We start from the raw sequence: 14,336 nt of genomic DNA on the forward strand, positions 1-14,336 counted from the left end.
GTAGGCGCCGCTCGGCGGGCTGACCTACATTCGGCCCTCCAGCGAGGCGCCAGGAGGCGAGCATGATCCCCAGAACCCTGTTCAGTTCCGACCACGAGCTTTTCCGCGACAGCGTGCGCAAGTTCCTCGAGCAGGAAGCCGTGCCCTTCCATCACCAGTGGGAAAAGGACGGTCACATCGACCGCGCCCTGTGGAACAAGGCGGGGGAGGCGGGGATGCTCTGCTCGCACATCCCCGAGGCCTACGGCGGCATGGCCGCGGACTTCCTCTACAGCGCCGTGGTGATCGAGGAGATCGGCCGTTTCGGCCTGACCGGCATCGGCTTCTCCCTGCACTCGGACATAGTCGCGCCCTACATCCTGCATTACGGCAGCGAGGCACAGAAGCAGCACTACCTGCCCAAGCTGGTTTCCGGCGAGATGGTCGGCGCCATCGCCATGACCGAGCCGGGCGCCGGTTCCGACCTGCAGGGGGTGAAGACCACCGCGGTGCTGGATGGCGACGAGTACGTGATCAACGGCTCCAAGACCTTCATCACCAACGGCTTCCTCGCCGACCTGGTGATAGTGGTCGCCAAGACCGATCCCAAGGCCGGCGCCAAGGGCACCAGCCTGTTCCTGGTCGAGGCCGGCACCCCGGGCTTCGAGAAGGGCAAGCGCCTGGAGAAGGTCGGCATGAAGGCCCAGGACACCTCGGAGCTGTTCTTCCAGGACGTGCGCGTGCCCAGGGAGGCGCTGCTCGGCCAGCCGGGGCAGGGCTTCATCTACCTGATGCAGGAACTGCCCCAGGAGCGCCTGACCGTGGCCCTGGGCGCCCTGGCCTCGGCCGAGGCGGCGCTGAAGTGGACGCTCGACTACACCCGCGACCGCAAGGCTTTCGGCAAGGCCGTGGCGGACTTCCAGAACACCCGCTTCAAGCTGGCCGAGATGGCCACCGAGATCCAGATCGGGCGCACCTTCGTCGACCGCTGCCTGGAGCTGCACCTGGAAGGCAAGCTCGACGTGCCCACCGCGGCCATGGCCAAGTACTGGACCACCGACCTGCAGTGCAAGGTGCTCGACGAGTGCGTGCAGCTGCACGGCGGCTACGGCTTCATGTGGGAGTACCCGGTGGCCCGCGCCTGGGCCGATGCGCGGGTGCAGCGCATCTATGCGGGGACCAACGAGATCATGAAGGAAATCATCGCCCGGGCGCTGTAAGCGGCAAGGCCCTCCTGCGAGGTGCAGGAGAAACGCCACCGTAGGATGGGTTGAGCGAAGCGATACCCGTCGCCACCACCGCATGGGTTTCGCAGGCTCAACCCATCCTGCGAAGAGCGCAGTCGGCAAGACAGTAGCTCCTACAGGCGGCAGGCTCTTGCCTGCAGCCTATGGCTTGTAGCCTGCCGCCGCTTTTTCAGGGCGCCGGGTTCGGCTGGTCCTTGTGGATCGCCTCGATGCCGGCCAGGACTTCCTCGGAGAGTTGCAGCTGGAAGCTGGCGAGGTTGCTTTCCAGCTGCTCCAGCGAGGTCGCGCCGATGATGTTGCTGGTCACGAACGGCTGGCGGGTGACGAAAGCCAGGGCCATCTGCGCCGGGTCCAGGCCGTGCTCGCGGGCCAGGGCCACGTAGCGGGCGCAGGCGCGCTCGCTCTGCGGGTTGGTGTAGCGGGTGAAGCGGCTGAACAGGGTGATGCGGGCGTTGGCCGGGCGCGCGCCGTTGTCGTACTTGCCCGAGAGCATGCCGAAGGCCAGCGGCGAGTAAGCCAGCAGGCCGCAGCGCTCGCGGATGGCGACTTCCGCCAGGCCCACCTCGAAGCTGCGGTTGAGCAGGTTGTAGGGGTTCTGGATGGAGACCGCGCGCGGCCAGCCGCGCTCCTCGGCCAGCTGCAGGAAGCGCATGGTGCCCCAGGGCGTCTCGTTGGACAGGCCGACGTGGCGGATCTTGCCGGCGCGCACCTGCTCGTCGAGCACCTCCAGGGTTTCCTCCAGCGGAGTGAAGTCCTGCGTCTTGTGCTGGTAGCCGAGCTGGCCGAAGAAGTTGGTGCTGCGTTCGGGCCAGTGCAACTGGTAGAGGTCGATCCAGTCGGTCTGCAGGCGCTTGAGGCTGGCGTCCAGGGCCGCGACCAGGTTCTTGCGGTCGTGCTTGAGCTGGCCGTCGCGGATATGGCTGATGCCGTTGCCGGGGCCGGCCACCTTGCTGGCCAGGATCCAGTCGGCGCGGTCGCCGCGCTGGCGGAACCAGTTGCCGATGATCTGCTCGGTGCGCGAGTAGGTCTCCGCGCGCGGCGGCACCGGGTACATCTCGGCGGTGTCGATGAAGTTGACGCCGGCGGCCTTGGCCAGGTCGATCTGGGCGAAGGCCTGGGCCTCGGTGTTCTGCTCGCCCCAGGTCATGGTTCCCAGGCACAGGGCGCTGACTTTCAGTTCGGTGCGGCCGAGCGGGCGGTACTCCATGGCGTCTCCTCGTGAAATCAAGTAGTTAACAAGGTTGTAAATTCTGCCGGAATCTGCATAATTCGGCAGCCTTTCATCGGTAGGGGATGCCTAGCCTGCCGATTGATACATCTAGTCGTTACGGACGCACACTGACCCGAGCCCCAAATCGTGTCTGTTTCTGGCTGTCCTTGACTTGTCAAGGCAACCACTGTCCAGTAAGATTCGCCGTCTTATTTTCAGGCGGCCCCTGAGGCTATAACGAATGAAAACTTTCACCGCGAAACCAGAAACTGTTAAGCGCGACTGGTTCGTCGTCGACGCTGCTGGCCTGACCCTGGGTCGTCTGGCTACCGAAATCGCTACCCGCCTGCGCGGCAAGCACAAGCCGGAATACACCCCGCACGTTGACACCGGCGACTACATCGTCGTGATCAACGCCGAGCAGGTTCGTGTCACCGGCGCCAAAGCCACCGACAAGATGTACTACCATCACTCGGGCTTCCCGGGCGGTATCAAGTCGATCAACTTCGAGAAGCTGATTGCCAAGGCTCCCGAGCGCGTCATCGAGATCGCGGTCAAAGGCATGCTGCCGAAGAACCCGCTGGGTCGCGACATGTACCGCAAGCTGAAAGTGTACAAGGGTGCCAACCACCCGCACACCGCTCAGCAGCCTCAAGAACTGAAGATTTAACGGGATAGCTCATCATGTCGGCGACTCAAAATTACGGCACTGGCCGTCGTAAGACCGCTACCGCACGCGTCTTCCTGCGTCCGGGTACCGGCAATATCTCCATCAACAACCGCAGCCTGGACGTGTTCTTCGGCCGCGAAACCGCTCGCATGGTCGTGCGTCAGCCCCTCGAGCTGACCGAGAACACCGAGAAGTTCGACATCTACGTCACCGTCGTCGGTGGTGGTGTCAGCGGCCAGGCCGGTGCGATCCGTCACGGTATCACCCGCGCCCTGATCGAATACGACGAGACCCTGCGCAGCGCCCTGCGCAAAGCCGGCTACGTCACCCGCGATGCCCGTGAGGTCGAGCGTAAGAAAGTCGGTCTGCGTAAAGCGCGTAAGCGTCCGCAGTACTCCAAGCGTTAATACGACGCTTCGAAAAAAACGCCCAGCGCCGAGAGGACTGGGCGTTTTTTTATGCCTAGGATTAAGGGGGCCGGTAATTTATGCGGCAAGGTGTCGCACGGTCTGGGAGCCGCATGGCGCAAGGGTTCCAGCTTCCTGCTCGGGGGTAATTACCTTGTCAGCTACAGGGCTTTTCTTTACCATTTGGCGAATTTTTCTGCGGCACAACTTTTACTCTAAGGCCCGAGAAGATAACGGGCTAAAGCTGATGGGAGACGACTGAATGAGTAATGACGGCGTGAATGCAGGCCGGCGTCGCTTCCTCGTCGCGGCCACTTCGGTGGTCGGCGCCGCGGGAGCTGTCGGAGCTGCGGTCCCGTTCGTGGGGTCATGGTTCCCCAGTGCCAAGGCCAAGGCGGCCGGCGCGCCGGTGAAGGTGAACGTCGGCAAGATCGAGCCAGGACAGCAGGTCATCGCTGAATGGCGCGGCAAGCCGGTGTTCCTGGTTCACCGAACCAAGGAAATGCTCGATGCCCTGCCGACCCTCGAAAGTCAGCTGGCCGACCCGGAGTCCAAGGCTTCCGAGCAGCCGACCTACGTCGATCCCAAGCTGCGCTCCATCAAGCCGGAACTCGCCGTCATCGTTGGTATCTGCACCCACCTGGGCTGCTCGCCGACCTTCCGCCCGGAAGTCGCTCCCGCCGACCTCGGCCCGGACTGGAAGGGTGGCTACTTCTGCCCCTGCCACGGCTCCCACTACGATCTGGCCGGTCGCGTCTACAAGGGCCAGCCCGCGCCCCTGAACCTGCCGATTCCGCCCTATAGCCTCGATGGTGACGTGCTGACCATCGGTGTGGACCAGGAGAAAGCCTGATGAACAAGTTCATGGCTTGGGTCGATGCCCGCTTCCCCGCGACCAAGATGTGGGAAGACCATCTGAGCAAGTATTACGCCCCGAAGAACTTCAACTTCTGGTACTTCTTCGGCTCCCTGGCACTGCTGGTGCTGGTCAACCAGATCCTCACCGGTATCTGGCTGACCATGAGCTTCACGCCGTCCTCGGAAGAAGCCTTCGCCTCCGTGGAATACATCATGCGCGATGTGGACTACGGCTGGATCATCCGCTACATGCACTCCACCGGTGCATCGGCGTTCTTCATCGTGGTCTACCTGCACATGTTCCGTGGCCTGCTCTACGGCTCCTACCAGAAGCCGCGCGAACTGGTCTGGCTGTTCGGCATGCTGATCTACCTCGCCCTGATGGCCGAGGCCTTCATGGGCTATCTGCTGCCCTGGGGCCAGATGTCCTACTGGGGCGCCCAGGTGATCATCTCGCTGTTCGGCGCCATCCCGGTGGTGGGCGAGGCGCTGGCGCAGTGGATCCGCGGTGACTTCCTGATCTCCGGCATCACCCTGAACCGCTTCTTCGCCCTGCACGTGATCGCCCTGCCGATTGTCCTGCTCGGCCTGGTCGTGCTGCACATCCTGGCGCTGCACGAAGTGGGCTCGAACAACCCCGACGGCGTGGACATCAAGAAGAAGAAGGACGAGAACGGCATCCCGCTGGACGGCATCCCGTTCCACCCGTACTACACCGTCAAGGACATCCTCGGCGTGGTGGTCTTCCTGTTCGTGTTCTGCACCGTGATCTTCTTCTTCCCGGAAATGGGCGGGTTCTTCCTCGAGAAGCCCAACTTCGAGATGGCGAACCAGTTCAAGACCCCCGAGCACATCGCCCCGGTGTGGTACTTCACCCCGTTCTACGCGATCCTGCGCGCCGTTCCGGACAAGCTGATGGGCGTCATCGCCATGGGCGCCGCCATCGCCGTGCTGTTCGTCCTGCCGTGGCTCGACCGTAGCCCGGTGCGCTCGATCCGCTACAAGGGCTGGCTGAGCAAGATCTGGCTGGTGATCTTCGCGGTGTCCTTCGTGATCCTCGGCTACTACGGCTCGCAAGCGCCGTCTCCGCTGGGCACCACGCTGTCGCGTCTGTGCACCATCCTGTATTTCGCGTTCTTCATCCTGATGCCGTTCTACACCCGGATGGAGAAAACCAAACCGGTTCCGGAAAGGGTGACTGGCTGATGAAAAAGCAATTCGCAGCATTGATTCTGGCCCTGGTGCCCCTCTTCGGCTTCGCCGCCGAAGGCCACGGACCGGCCCTCGATCACGTCGACATCGACCTGACCGACAAAGCAGCCATGCAGGATGGCGCGCGTACCTTCGCCAACTACTGCATGGGTTGCCACAGCGCCAAGTTCCAGCGCTACGAGCGCGTTGGCCGTGACCTGGGGATTCCCGAGGAGCTGATGCTCAGCCACCTGGTGTTCACCGGGGCGAAGATCGGCGACCACATGGACATCGGCATGAAGCCGGCCGACGCCAAGGTCTGGTTCGGCGCCGCGCCGCCGGACCTGACCCTGGTGGCCCGCGTGCGTGGCACCGACTGGCTGTACACCTACCTGCGCTCCTTCTACGAGGATCCCAAGCGTCCGTGGGGGGTGAACAACAAGGTGTTCCCCAACGTCGGCATGCCCAACGTGCTGGGTAGCGTGCAAGGCCGCCAGGTTATCGGTTGCAAGCAGATCCAGGTCGTGGAAAATGGCAAGAAGCAGTTCGATCCGCTGACCGGTACGCCGCTGACCCACGAGGCCTGCGACCAGCTCACCGTGGTGCCGAAGACCGGCCAGCTGACCGAAGCGCAGTTCGACGAGAAGGTGAAGAACCTGGTGACCTTCCTGGCTTACTCGGCTGACCCGAACAAGCTGGATTCCCACCGCATCGGCACCTACGTCCTGCTGTACCTGGCCTTCTTTTTCGTGTTCGCCTACCTGCTCAAGCGCGAGTACTGGAAGGACGTGCACTAAGCACAAGCCAGTTCCAAGCGTTGAAGCGCGCGCGCCCTACGGGGCGCGCGCGTCTTTTTACCTCCCTGAAATGCTGTTGCGAGGAGGCCCGGCATGGCCGCAGTCAATAAGCTCACCTGTTACTCCGACCCTGCCGATCACTACTGCCATCGTGTGCGTCTGGTCCTGGCGGAAAAGAACGTCCAGGCCGACATCGTCGAGGTCCAGGCCGGGCGTTGCCCGCCGAAGCTGGCCGAGGTGAACCCCTACGCCAGCGTGCCGACCCTGGTCGACCGCGACCTCGTGCTCTACGAGTCGACGGTGATCATGGAGTACCTGGAGGAGCGCTATCCGCACCCGCCGCTGATGCCGGTGTACCCGGTGGCGCGGGCCAACACCCGTCTGCTGGTGCACCGCATCCAGCGCGACTGGTGCGCCCTGGTCGACCGCATCCTCGACGATCGTCAGAAGGATGGCGATCGCGCCTTGGCGCGCAAGGAGTTGCGTGAGAGTCTAACGGGGGTGTCGCCGCTGTTCGCCGAGAAGCCTTTCTTCCTCAGCGAGGAGTTGAGCCTGGTCGACTGCTGCCTGCTGCCGATCCTCTGGCGCCTGCCGCTGCTCGGCATCGAGCTGCCGCGCCAGGCCAAGCCGTTGCTCGACTACATGGAGCGGCAGTTCGCCCGCGACAGCTTCCAGGCTAGTCTGTCCTCCATCGAACGTGATATGCGCTAAGGAAACCGATGATGAATTCCAGTCGACCCTACCTCGTACGAGCCCTCTATGAGTGGATCGTCGACAACGGCTGTACGCCGCATATCCTGGTGAACGCCGAATATCCAGGGGTCAGGGTGCCGCCGGGATATGCCAGCGATGGCCAGATCGTCCTCAACGTATCGCCCACGGCGGTGCGCCACCTGCAGATGGACAACGAGGCGGTGAGTTTCGAAGGGCGCTTCGGCGGTGTGGCGCAGAGCCTGTACATCCCGTCCCAGGCGGTGATGGCGGTCTACGCGAGGGAGAATGGCCAGGGCATGGTCTTCGACCTGGAGCCGCCAGTGCCGGCGGACGACGAGGAACTGCAGGACGACGACGGCCCCAGCGACGAGCCGCCACGGCCCAGCGGGCGGCCCAGCCTGAAAGTGGTCAAGTAGGAAAAAAGGCGATCCTCGGATCGCCTTTTTCATGCCCGCGCGGTTGCGATGGTTCGCTGCCAGGTGGCATTTCTCCGGTGTGCCAACGTCTACGGGTTATCCGCCGAATCGCGGACAGAGTCCGGGCAAACACAACGCCCCGTAGGATGGTGTTGAGCGAAGCGATACCCATCGCCACGACCGCATGGGTTTCGCCAAGGCTCAACCCACCCGTTGAGGTGCACCTCGGCGCGGCCTGCAGGACAGTTGCTCCTACGGTTCCAGGGAAGCACGGGTGTAGGAGCGGACTCCGTCCGCGATTGGTTTCGCCGGCCACGCCGGACACCTCGGCGGCACGGCCAACGGCGGATAACCGCGAACGGTTATGCGCCCTACGTTCCTGCCAAGGAAAAAGCCCCGCATGGCGGTAATGCTGTTCACTTAAGAAGGGATGCCGTTTCTCTGCCTGGGGGAAACGGTATTTTTCATTTGGGGTTATGGCTTGGCTCGCGAAGCTTGCCCCACTCCGGCCTTAACCTCGTCATTGCCGCGAACAATACTGAAGGGGAATAACCCAGTTGCCTTGGCTTGGGTGTTTCTGCGCCGCACCGAGTCTGCCCGACCGTCTTGTTTCGCCCCCTCGGGCGAGTCCCTTTTGTCAGTCGGTGGAAGGCCACCCCCGCAAAAAGGAACCAAAAAGGCTTGCCCCGACATACGGGCCCGACACAGTCGGGCTACCCTCACGAATTCCCCCGCCACGGAGGCCCGAACTAGGCGTCCCCCCCCGAGCGTACGTCCCTGTAGCCCATCGGGGCTCTCGCGACATCCATGTCGCATGACCTCCTGAGCGCGGGTTTCGCTCGGCCTTCTGAAGGGGCGTTCCGGTGCGCTCGGGTATTTCTCTGGAAGTCCAAAAGCCAGAGCGAATGCGCTTTGGCTTTTCGTAGGAGCGAGCTTGCTCGCGAACCCAGGGTTCGCGTTCGCGGGAATGACGGGGTGGGGTTAGGCGTTTCAGGAAGACTCCGAACTCTCCAGCCACTCAGGACAGCCCCCTCTCCCTTCAGGGAGAGGGCTGGGGAGAGGGTGCTCTTGAGTCCAGCACCTAAGCCACCGACAAACCCCGTTCGCGAGCAAGCTCGCTCCTACAGGGGAGACGCCATGCCTTCCGCTGGACTGTATACGCCCCGGTGGCACGGCCGACGGCGGATAACCGCGAACGGTTATGCGCCCTACAGCGGTCGCGGTAGCAAGAAAAAAGCCCCGCGTGGCGGGGCTTCTTCAACTGGCTGAAGTCGCTCAGTCGATGTACTCGAACAGCCGGACGATCTTCTGCACGCCATTGACGTTCTGCACCACCTGGGTGGCCAGGTCGCCTTCGCGGCGGGTCACCAGGCCCAGCATGTAGACGATGCCGTTCTCGGTGACGACCTTGATGCGCGAGGACGGCACGTTGGCGTCGGTGAGCATCTGCGTCTTGATCTTGGTGGTCAGCCAGGTGTCGTTGTTGCGCGCCAGCAGCGAGGAGGGCTGCAGGACCTGCAGCTCGTTGTGCACGGTCTTGACCTTCTGCACGTTGCGCGCGGCCTGCTCGGCCTTGTTCTTCAGGTCGGCGCGCGGCGTCTGGCCGGCCAGCAGGACCACGCCGTTGTAGCTGATGACCACGATGTGCGAGTTGCGGTCCAGGTCCGGATCGGCCTTGGCGACGTTGACCGCGACCTTGGTCTCGATCAGCGAGTCGTCGATGGTGCTGCCGATGGTGCGGGTGCCGCGGTTGTCGTCGATGGGCTCCTCGCGGGTGGCGCTGAGGAAGCTGCTGCAGCCGCCCATGACCAGGGTCAGGGCAAGGAGGCCGGCGAGGGTCAGCGGACTACGACTCATTCTTCACTCCCGAACAGTTGACGATCGATGAGGTCGCACAGGCAGTGGATCACCAGCAGGTGCACTTCCTGGATGCGTGCGGTCACCTTGGCCGGCACGCGGATTTCGACGTCCTCCGGCAGCAGCAGCGAGGCCATGCCGCCGCCGTCGCGGCCGGTCAGGGCCACCACCACCATCTCGCGGTCGTGGGCGGCCTGGATGGCCTGGATGACGTTGGCCGAGTTGCCGCTGGTGGAAATCGCCAGCAGCACGTCGCCGGGCTGACCGAGGGCGCGGATCTGTTTGGAGAACACCTCGTTGTAGCTGTAGTCGTTGGCGATCGAGGTGATGGTCGAGCTGTCGGTGGTCAGGGCTACTGCGGGCAGGCTCGGGCGCTCGCGCTCGAAGCGGTTGAGCAGCTCGGAGGAGAAATGCTGGGCGTCGCCCGCCGAGCCGCCGTTGCCGCAACTGAGGATCTTGCCTTCGTTGAGCAGGGCATTGACCATCACCATGCTGGCCTGTTCGATATGCGGAATCAGCACTTCCGTGGCCTGCTGCTTGGTCTCGATGCTGGCGTGGAAGAGCTGGCGGATACGGGATTGCATGTCCATCAGGTGTGACCTTTCGTCGAGCGTCTGATCAGGTGTCAAAGGCGTTGGTGATCCAGTTCAGTTGAGCGGGTGGGATTCCCGCGGAGGGCTGCACCGCTATTACGTCGAACCGGCAAGGGTGCCGGGACCAGCGGGCTTCCTGTTGCAGAAAATGTTCGGCGGCGGCGATCAGCCGTTGGCGCTTGTGCGCGTCCACGCTTTCCAGGGCGCCGCCCCAGGCCTGGTGCCGGCGGCAGCGAACTTCGACGAATACTACTGTATCGCCGTCCAGCATGACCAGATCGAGCTCGCCGCGGCGGCACCGCCAGTTCTGCGCCAGCAGGCGCAGGCCATGGCGCTGCAGATGCTCGCGGGCGAGCTGCTCGGCGCGGCGCCCGAGTTCCTGCGAGTCGCCGCGCCGTCCGCTCAAAGGCCGCCGTTCTCCAGCGGCTGCGCCTGGCCATTGCGGAATTCCGCCCAGGGCAGCTGGCGCTGGATGCGCTGGTTGGGCGCCAGGCTCAGGTTGCCGGTGAAGCCGTCGAGCTGCATGCTCGGCAGCGCCTTGAGTTCCGGCAGGCGCGGCGCCAGGCGGTAGGCGTCGGCGCCCATGGCGTAGAGCCGGCCGAGGCTGCTGGCGGCCTGCGGCCACTGGGCCACGACCTGCTGGCGCAGCGGGTTGCCGGTCTGCAGCAGCCAGGGCGTCTCGCAGAAACGGATGCCGTTGAGGTCCTGGTCCTGCGCCGGGTTGTTCTGCCCGGTGTAGAGGTTGGAGGTGGCGTAGACCGGCAGGTCGCCGGCGTACTGGAAGGCCAGGGTCGGCTTGATCTGGCGCGCCTGCTGCGGGGTCGAGGCGAGGAAGATGAAGTCGATGTCCTGGCGCCGCGAGGGCTGGGTGTCGACGTTGCTGTCGAGCACGCCCTGCAGGCGCTTGGCACGGCCTTCGCTCTGGCGCAGCTGGAGCAGGTCGGCGATCTGCTGGGCCAGCTCCACCGGCTGGTCGACGTGCTCGGCGGCGATCAGGGTGCCGCCGCGGGCCTGCCAGTCACGGCTGAAGGCGGCCAGCACGCGGTCGCCCCAGTCGCCGCGCGGCACCAGCGCCACGGCGCGGCGCATGCCGTCGTCCCAGGCCTTGCGGGCCACTTCGCGGGCCTCGTCCTCGGCCGACAGGCCGAACTGGAACAGCTGGGCCGGGCCGGTCTGGGCGCTGTCGGTGTAGTTCAGGGCCAGGGTGGTGATGGGCAGCTGCGGGCGATCGCCGAGTTGCTTGACCAGCGGCTTCTCCAGCGGGCCGACCACCAGTTGCACGCCGTCGGCCTGGGCCTGGCGGTAGAAGTCGTCCAGCGAGCGCACCTGGCTGCTGTCGTAGAGCTGGATGGACGGTTGCTGGCTGCCGCTCTGCTGGGCCTGGTAGTAGGCGGCCATGAAGCCGTCCTGCAGGGCTCGGGCGACGCCGGCCAACTGGCCCTGCTGGGGCAGCAGCAGGCCGATCTTGTTCAGCGGCTGGGCGGCCAGCGACTTGAGCTTCTCCAGGGCGTCCGGCAGTTGCTTGGCCGCCGGGTGCTGCGGGTTCTGCTGGCGCCAGGTGTCGATGTTGGCCTGCTGCTCCTGCAGGGTCGAGGCGCTCTTCACCACGCGGGCCAGCTCCATCCAGCCGTTCAGGTCGCCTTCGTTGGCCACGGGTTGCAGCTGCTCCACCGGCAGGCTGGAGACCAGGCCCCAGATGGCCTCGTGGTTGGCCTTGCTGGCCTCGGCGTTGAGCAGTGGGTCGACGAACACGCGTTCGCGGGCGGCGGCCAGGGTCTGGCCGTCGGCGGCCAGGGCCTGGGCCTTGACCAGGCCGCTGCGCGCCTGCTGTTCCACCGGCAGTTCGCCCAGGTGGGTGAAGCTGGGGTGGTCGAAGGCCTTGAGGGCGGCCTTGGGCTTGTTGCGGGCCAGGGCGATCTGCGCGTCCAGGGTGCTGGCGAAGATCTGCTGCGCCGGCTTCAGGCTATCCATCGGGATCTGTTCGAGGATCTGCGCGGCGCGGCCGACGTCCTTCTGCTGGTAGGCCAGGTCGGCGGCCGACAGCTTCAGCAGCACGGCTTCCTCGGGCTTGGCGGTGGCGGCCTGCTGCAGCAGTTGCTCGATGCTGGCGTTCGGGGTGCGCGGCAACTCGCCGAGGTTGGAAGAGGGCGAACTGGCGCAGGCGGCCAGCAGGGTGGCCAGGCACAGGGCGGAAAGCGGACGCAGTCGAGCGATCATCATCGGGCTTCTCGTGGCGCATTCAAAAAGAGTCGGCAATTGTACCCAAGGCGGCTGGCCGAGGCGATGGCGGGTGCCGGAAACGGGATACAATGGGGAATTTTCCGGTTCGGCTTTAAGGAGTGCTGCGTGTCCCTCGGTACCTTGTATGTGGTGGCTACGCCCATCGGCAACCTCGACGACATCAGCGCCCGCGCCCAGCGCACCCTGCGCGAGGTGGCCCTCATCGCCGCCGAGGACACCCGCCATTCGATCCGCCTGCTGCAGCACTTCGGCATCGAGACGCCGCTGGCCGCCTGCCACGAGCACAACGAGCGCGAGCAGGGCGGGCGCTTCATCACCCGCCTGCTGGCGGGGGACGACGTGGCGCTGGTGTCCGACGCCGGCACGCCGCTGATTTCCGACCCCGGCTACCACCTGGTGCGCCAGGCGCGCGCCGCGGGTATCCGGGTGGTCCCGGTGCCGGGGGCCTGCGCGCTGATCGCCGGGTTGTCGGCGGCGGGCCTGCCGTCGGACCGCTTCGTCTTCGAAGGGTTCCTGCCGGCGAAGACCGCCGGGCGCAAGGCGCGCCTGGAGGCGCTGCGCGAGGAGCCGCGCACGCTGATCTTCTACGAGGCGCCGCACCGCATCCTGGAGTGCATCCAGGACATGGTCGAGGTGTTCGGCGAGGCGCGCCAGGCGGTGCTGGCCCGCGAGCTGACCAAGACCTTCGAGACCCTCAAGGGCCTGCCCCTGGGCGAGCTGCGCGACTGGGTGGCGGCGGACGCCAACCAGCAGCGCGGCGAGTGCGTGCTGCTGCTGGCCGGCTGGGAGGCGCCTGAGGATGAGGGCATCGACGCCGAATCGCTGCGGGTGCTCGACCTGCTGCTGGCGGAGCTGCCGGTCAAGCGCGCGGCGGCGCTGGCGGCGGAGATCACCGGGGTGCGCAAGAACCTGCTGTACCAGGCGGCGCTGGAGCGCAAGGCGGACTGAAGCGTCGGTTCGCGATTTTAAGACCTTCGTACCAGGCTGGCGGATTGCCCTTGCGGCTGGCCGCCGCTGTCGCTAACCTTGGCGGCGGAGAGTCGATTGGACAGTCGCTGCTTCGTGGTTCGCCACGGGGGGGAGGAAAGTCCGGGCTCCATAGGGCAGAGTGCCAGGTAACGCCTGGGAGGCGCGAGCCTACGGAAAGTGCCACAGAAAATAACCGCCTAAGCGCTACAGCGCCGGTAAGGGTGAAAAGGTGCGGTAAGAGCGCACCGCACGGCTGGCAACAGTGCGTGGCTAGGTAAACCCCACTCGGAGCAAGACCAAATAGGAATCCGTTGCGTGGCCCGCGCTGGATTCGGGTAGGTCGCTTGAGGCGTTCAGTGATGGATGTCCCAGAGGAATGGCTGTCCTCGACAGAACCCGGCTTACAGATCGACTCTCTCCTCTTTTCCCACTTCTTCCCACAACGACCATTTGTCGCGCGATGGAAGAAGCATAAATCTTAAGAAGTTGCTTTAAGTAGAAAAGCCCAGTGTTTTGAAAACACTGGGCTTTTTGCCTTTCAAGGTGGCGTCAAAAACACTGCGAAACCTCTTAAAAGCACGCTAAATCTCCGTCCTATAAGGATTTTTCCCTCCAGCCTCGCCTTGACGGTGGGGAGCGCGCATTTCTATAGTGTGCGCAAGTGGTATGAAGTGGGTAAAAGTGGGATCAACTGGCAAGGAAAGCCAACCACCGGGGGAAACGCTGACGTGTTTCGCGGAGCTAACGCCATCAGTCTCGACGCCAAAGGGCGCCTCGCGATGCCGAGTCGGTATCGTGACGAGCTCGTTTCGCGTTGCAATGGCCAGCTCATCGTCACCATCGATGCCGTCGACCCCTGCCTGACCGTCTACCCCTTGCCCGAATGGGAAATCATCGAAGCCAAGCTCCGCGAGCTGCCCTCGCTGCGTGAAGAGACGCGGCGCCTGCAGCGTTTGCTGATCGGCAACGCGGTGGACCTGGAACTGGATGGCAACGGGCGTTTCCTGGTGCCGCCGCGGCTGCGCGAGTACGCCAAGCTGGACAAGCGGGCGATGCTCGTCGGCCAGTTGAACAAGTTCCAGTTGTGGGACGAAGACAAGTGGAATGCGGTGGCCGAGGCCGACCTCGCCGCCATCAAGGAACCCGGCGGACTGCCGGACGAACTACGCGACCTTATTCTGTGAGCC

At 64.5% G+C, this 14,336-nt stretch carries 15 protein-coding genes and 1 other RNA gene; 11 read left to right on the forward strand and 5 right to left on the reverse strand.

Annotation, left to right across the window (positions count from 1 at the left end; genetic code table 11):
* Positions 1–62: 62 nt before the first annotated feature.
* Complete coding sequence (locus IG194_RS20550) at positions 63–1,199, forward strand: acyl-CoA dehydrogenase family protein (RefSeq protein WP_058488610.1); 1,137 nt, start codon at positions 63–65, stop codon at positions 1,197–1,199.
* A gap of 196 nt (positions 1,200–1,395) precedes the next feature.
* On the opposite strand, the gene IG194_RS20555 is transcribed toward IG194_RS20550, so the two are convergent.
* Positions 1,396–2,433: an NADP(H)-dependent aldo-keto reductase gene (locus IG194_RS20555; protein WP_058488611.1), complete on the reverse strand. Its 1,038-nt coding sequence runs from the start codon at positions 2,431–2,433 to the stop codon at positions 1,396–1,398.
* A gap of 244 nt (positions 2,434–2,677) precedes the next feature.
* Between IG194_RS20555 and rplM the strand changes: the two genes are divergently transcribed.
* The 7 genes from rplM to IG194_RS20590 all read left to right on the forward strand — a co-directional run bounded on the left by rplM (position 2,678) and on the right by IG194_RS20590 (position 7,489).
* Positions 2,678–3,106 carry a 50S ribosomal protein L13 gene (rplM, locus tag IG194_RS20560; protein WP_009617884.1) on the forward strand — a complete coding sequence of 143 codons (429 nt, stop codon included), beginning with the start codon at positions 2,678–2,680 and terminating at the stop codon, positions 3,104–3,106.
* A gap of 14 nt (positions 3,107–3,120) precedes the next feature.
* On the forward strand, positions 3,121–3,513 hold the full coding sequence (gene rpsI, locus IG194_RS20565) for a 30S ribosomal protein S9 (RefSeq protein WP_009617885.1): 393 nt from the start codon (positions 3,121–3,123) through the stop codon (positions 3,511–3,513).
* A gap of 262 nt (positions 3,514–3,775) precedes the next feature.
* A complete protein-coding gene (gene petA, locus IG194_RS20570) occupies positions 3,776–4,366 on the forward strand; it encodes a ubiquinol-cytochrome c reductase iron-sulfur subunit (RefSeq protein WP_009617887.1) in 591 nt (196 codons plus the stop codon).
* Positions 4,366–5,577 (forward strand): cytochrome b, encoded by a 1,212-nt coding sequence (locus IG194_RS20575; protein WP_009617889.1) that lies wholly within the window; start codon positions 4,366–4,368, stop codon positions 5,575–5,577. Before petA ends, IG194_RS20575 begins: the two co-directional genes overlap by 1 nt.
* Complete coding sequence (locus IG194_RS20580; RefSeq protein ID WP_009617891.1) at positions 5,577–6,359, forward strand: cytochrome c1; 783 nt, start codon at positions 5,577–5,579, stop codon at positions 6,357–6,359. Before IG194_RS20575 ends, IG194_RS20580 begins: the two co-directional genes overlap by 1 nt.
* A gap of 93 nt (positions 6,360–6,452) precedes the next feature.
* Positions 6,453–7,070 (forward strand): glutathione S-transferase N-terminal domain-containing protein, encoded by a 618-nt coding sequence (locus IG194_RS20585; RefSeq protein WP_009617896.1) that lies wholly within the window; start codon positions 6,453–6,455, stop codon positions 7,068–7,070.
* A gap of 11 nt (positions 7,071–7,081) precedes the next feature.
* Positions 7,082–7,489, forward strand: a complete 408-nt coding sequence (locus IG194_RS20590) for a ClpXP protease specificity-enhancing factor (RefSeq protein ID WP_043315205.1) — start codon at positions 7,082–7,084, stop codon at positions 7,487–7,489.
* 1,275 nt (positions 7,490–8,764) lie between these two features.
* Here IG194_RS20590 and IG194_RS20595 read toward each other — a convergent pair.
* The 4 genes from IG194_RS20595 to IG194_RS20610 are packed head-to-tail and all read right to left on the reverse strand — an operon-like array spanning position 8,765 to position 12,156.
* Positions 8,765–9,346 carry a BON domain-containing protein gene (locus tag IG194_RS20595; protein ID WP_009617898.1) on the reverse strand — a complete coding sequence of 194 codons (582 nt, stop codon included), beginning with the start codon at positions 9,344–9,346 and terminating at the stop codon, positions 8,765–8,767.
* Positions 9,343–9,936, reverse strand: a complete 594-nt coding sequence (locus IG194_RS20600) for a phosphoheptose isomerase (protein WP_009617899.1) — start codon at positions 9,934–9,936, stop codon at positions 9,343–9,345. The genes IG194_RS20595 and IG194_RS20600 overlap by 4 nt, the downstream gene beginning before the upstream one ends.
* Before the next feature lie 28 nt (positions 9,937–9,964).
* Positions 9,965–10,345, reverse strand: a complete 381-nt coding sequence (locus tag IG194_RS20605) for a YraN family protein (protein WP_058488612.1) — start codon at positions 10,343–10,345, stop codon at positions 9,965–9,967.
* Positions 10,342–12,156 carry a penicillin-binding protein activator gene (locus IG194_RS20610; RefSeq protein ID WP_058489720.1) on the reverse strand — a complete coding sequence of 605 codons (1,815 nt, stop codon included), beginning with the start codon at positions 12,154–12,156 and terminating at the stop codon, positions 10,342–10,344. Before IG194_RS20610 ends, IG194_RS20605 begins: the two co-directional genes overlap by 4 nt.
* Positions 12,157–12,285: 129 nt before the next feature.
* On the opposite strand from IG194_RS20610, the gene rsmI reads away from it, so the two are divergent.
* The 3 genes from rsmI to mraZ all read left to right on the forward strand — a co-directional run bounded on the left by rsmI (position 12,286) and on the right by mraZ (position 14,333).
* On the forward strand, positions 12,286–13,128 hold the full coding sequence (gene rsmI, locus IG194_RS20615; RefSeq protein ID WP_058488613.1) for a 16S rRNA (cytidine(1402)-2'-O)-methyltransferase: 843 nt from the start codon (positions 12,286–12,288) through the stop codon (positions 13,126–13,128).
* Between the two features lie 88 nt (positions 13,129–13,216).
* Positions 13,217–13,569: RNase P RNA component class A (gene rnpB / locus IG194_RS20620), an RNA gene on the forward strand.
* A gap of 308 nt (positions 13,570–13,877) precedes the next feature.
* Positions 13,878–14,333, forward strand: a complete 456-nt coding sequence (gene mraZ, locus IG194_RS20625; protein ID WP_043272369.1) for a division/cell wall cluster transcriptional repressor MraZ — start codon at positions 13,878–13,880, stop codon at positions 14,331–14,333.
* Positions 14,334–14,336: the final 3 nt, after the last annotated feature.

The sequence above is a fragment of the Pseudomonas sp. ADPe genome (assembly GCF_014843515.1).
Classification (GTDB): Bacteria; Pseudomonadota; Gammaproteobacteria; order Pseudomonadales; family Pseudomonadaceae; genus Pseudomonas; species Pseudomonas citronellolis.

What these genes read in the sequence shown, in the direction of transcription:
- IG194_RS20575 (WP_009617889.1), top strand. Translation starts at nt 4,366, where the DNA reads ATGAACAAGTTCATGGCTTGGGTCGATGCCCGCTTCCCCGCGACCAAG.
- rplM (WP_009617884.1), top strand. Translation starts at nt 2,678, where the DNA reads ATGAAAACTTTCACCGCGAAACCAGAAACTGTTAAGCGCGACTGGTTC.
- rpsI (WP_009617885.1), top strand. Translation starts at nt 3,121, where the DNA reads ATGTCGGCGACTCAAAATTACGGCACTGGCCGTCGTAAGACCGCTACC.
- IG194_RS20585 (WP_009617896.1), top strand. Translation starts at nt 6,453, where the DNA reads ATGGCCGCAGTCAATAAGCTCACCTGTTACTCCGACCCTGCCGATCAC.
- IG194_RS20555 (WP_058488611.1), bottom strand. Translation starts at nt 2,433, where the DNA reads ATGGAGTACCGCCCGCTCGGCCGCACCGAACTGAAAGTCAGCGCCCTG.
- IG194_RS20550 (WP_058488610.1), top strand. Translation starts at nt 63, where the DNA reads ATGATCCCCAGAACCCTGTTCAGTTCCGACCACGAGCTTTTCCGCGAC.
- petA (WP_009617887.1), top strand. Translation starts at nt 3,776, where the DNA reads ATGAGTAATGACGGCGTGAATGCAGGCCGGCGTCGCTTCCTCGTCGCG.
- IG194_RS20580 (WP_009617891.1), top strand. Translation starts at nt 5,577, where the DNA reads ATGAAAAAGCAATTCGCAGCATTGATTCTGGCCCTGGTGCCCCTCTTC.
- IG194_RS20600 (WP_009617899.1), bottom strand. Translation starts at nt 9,936, where the DNA reads ATGGACATGCAATCCCGTATCCGCCAGCTCTTCCACGCCAGCATCGAG.
- IG194_RS20590 (WP_043315205.1), top strand. Translation starts at nt 7,082, where the DNA reads ATGAATTCCAGTCGACCCTACCTCGTACGAGCCCTCTATGAGTGGATC.
- IG194_RS20595 (WP_009617898.1), bottom strand. Translation starts at nt 9,346, where the DNA reads ATGAGTCGTAGTCCGCTGACCCTCGCCGGCCTCCTTGCCCTGACCCTG.
- IG194_RS20610 (WP_058489720.1), bottom strand. Translation starts at nt 12,156, where the DNA reads ATGATCGCTCGACTGCGTCCGCTTTCCGCCCTGTGCCTGGCCACCCTG.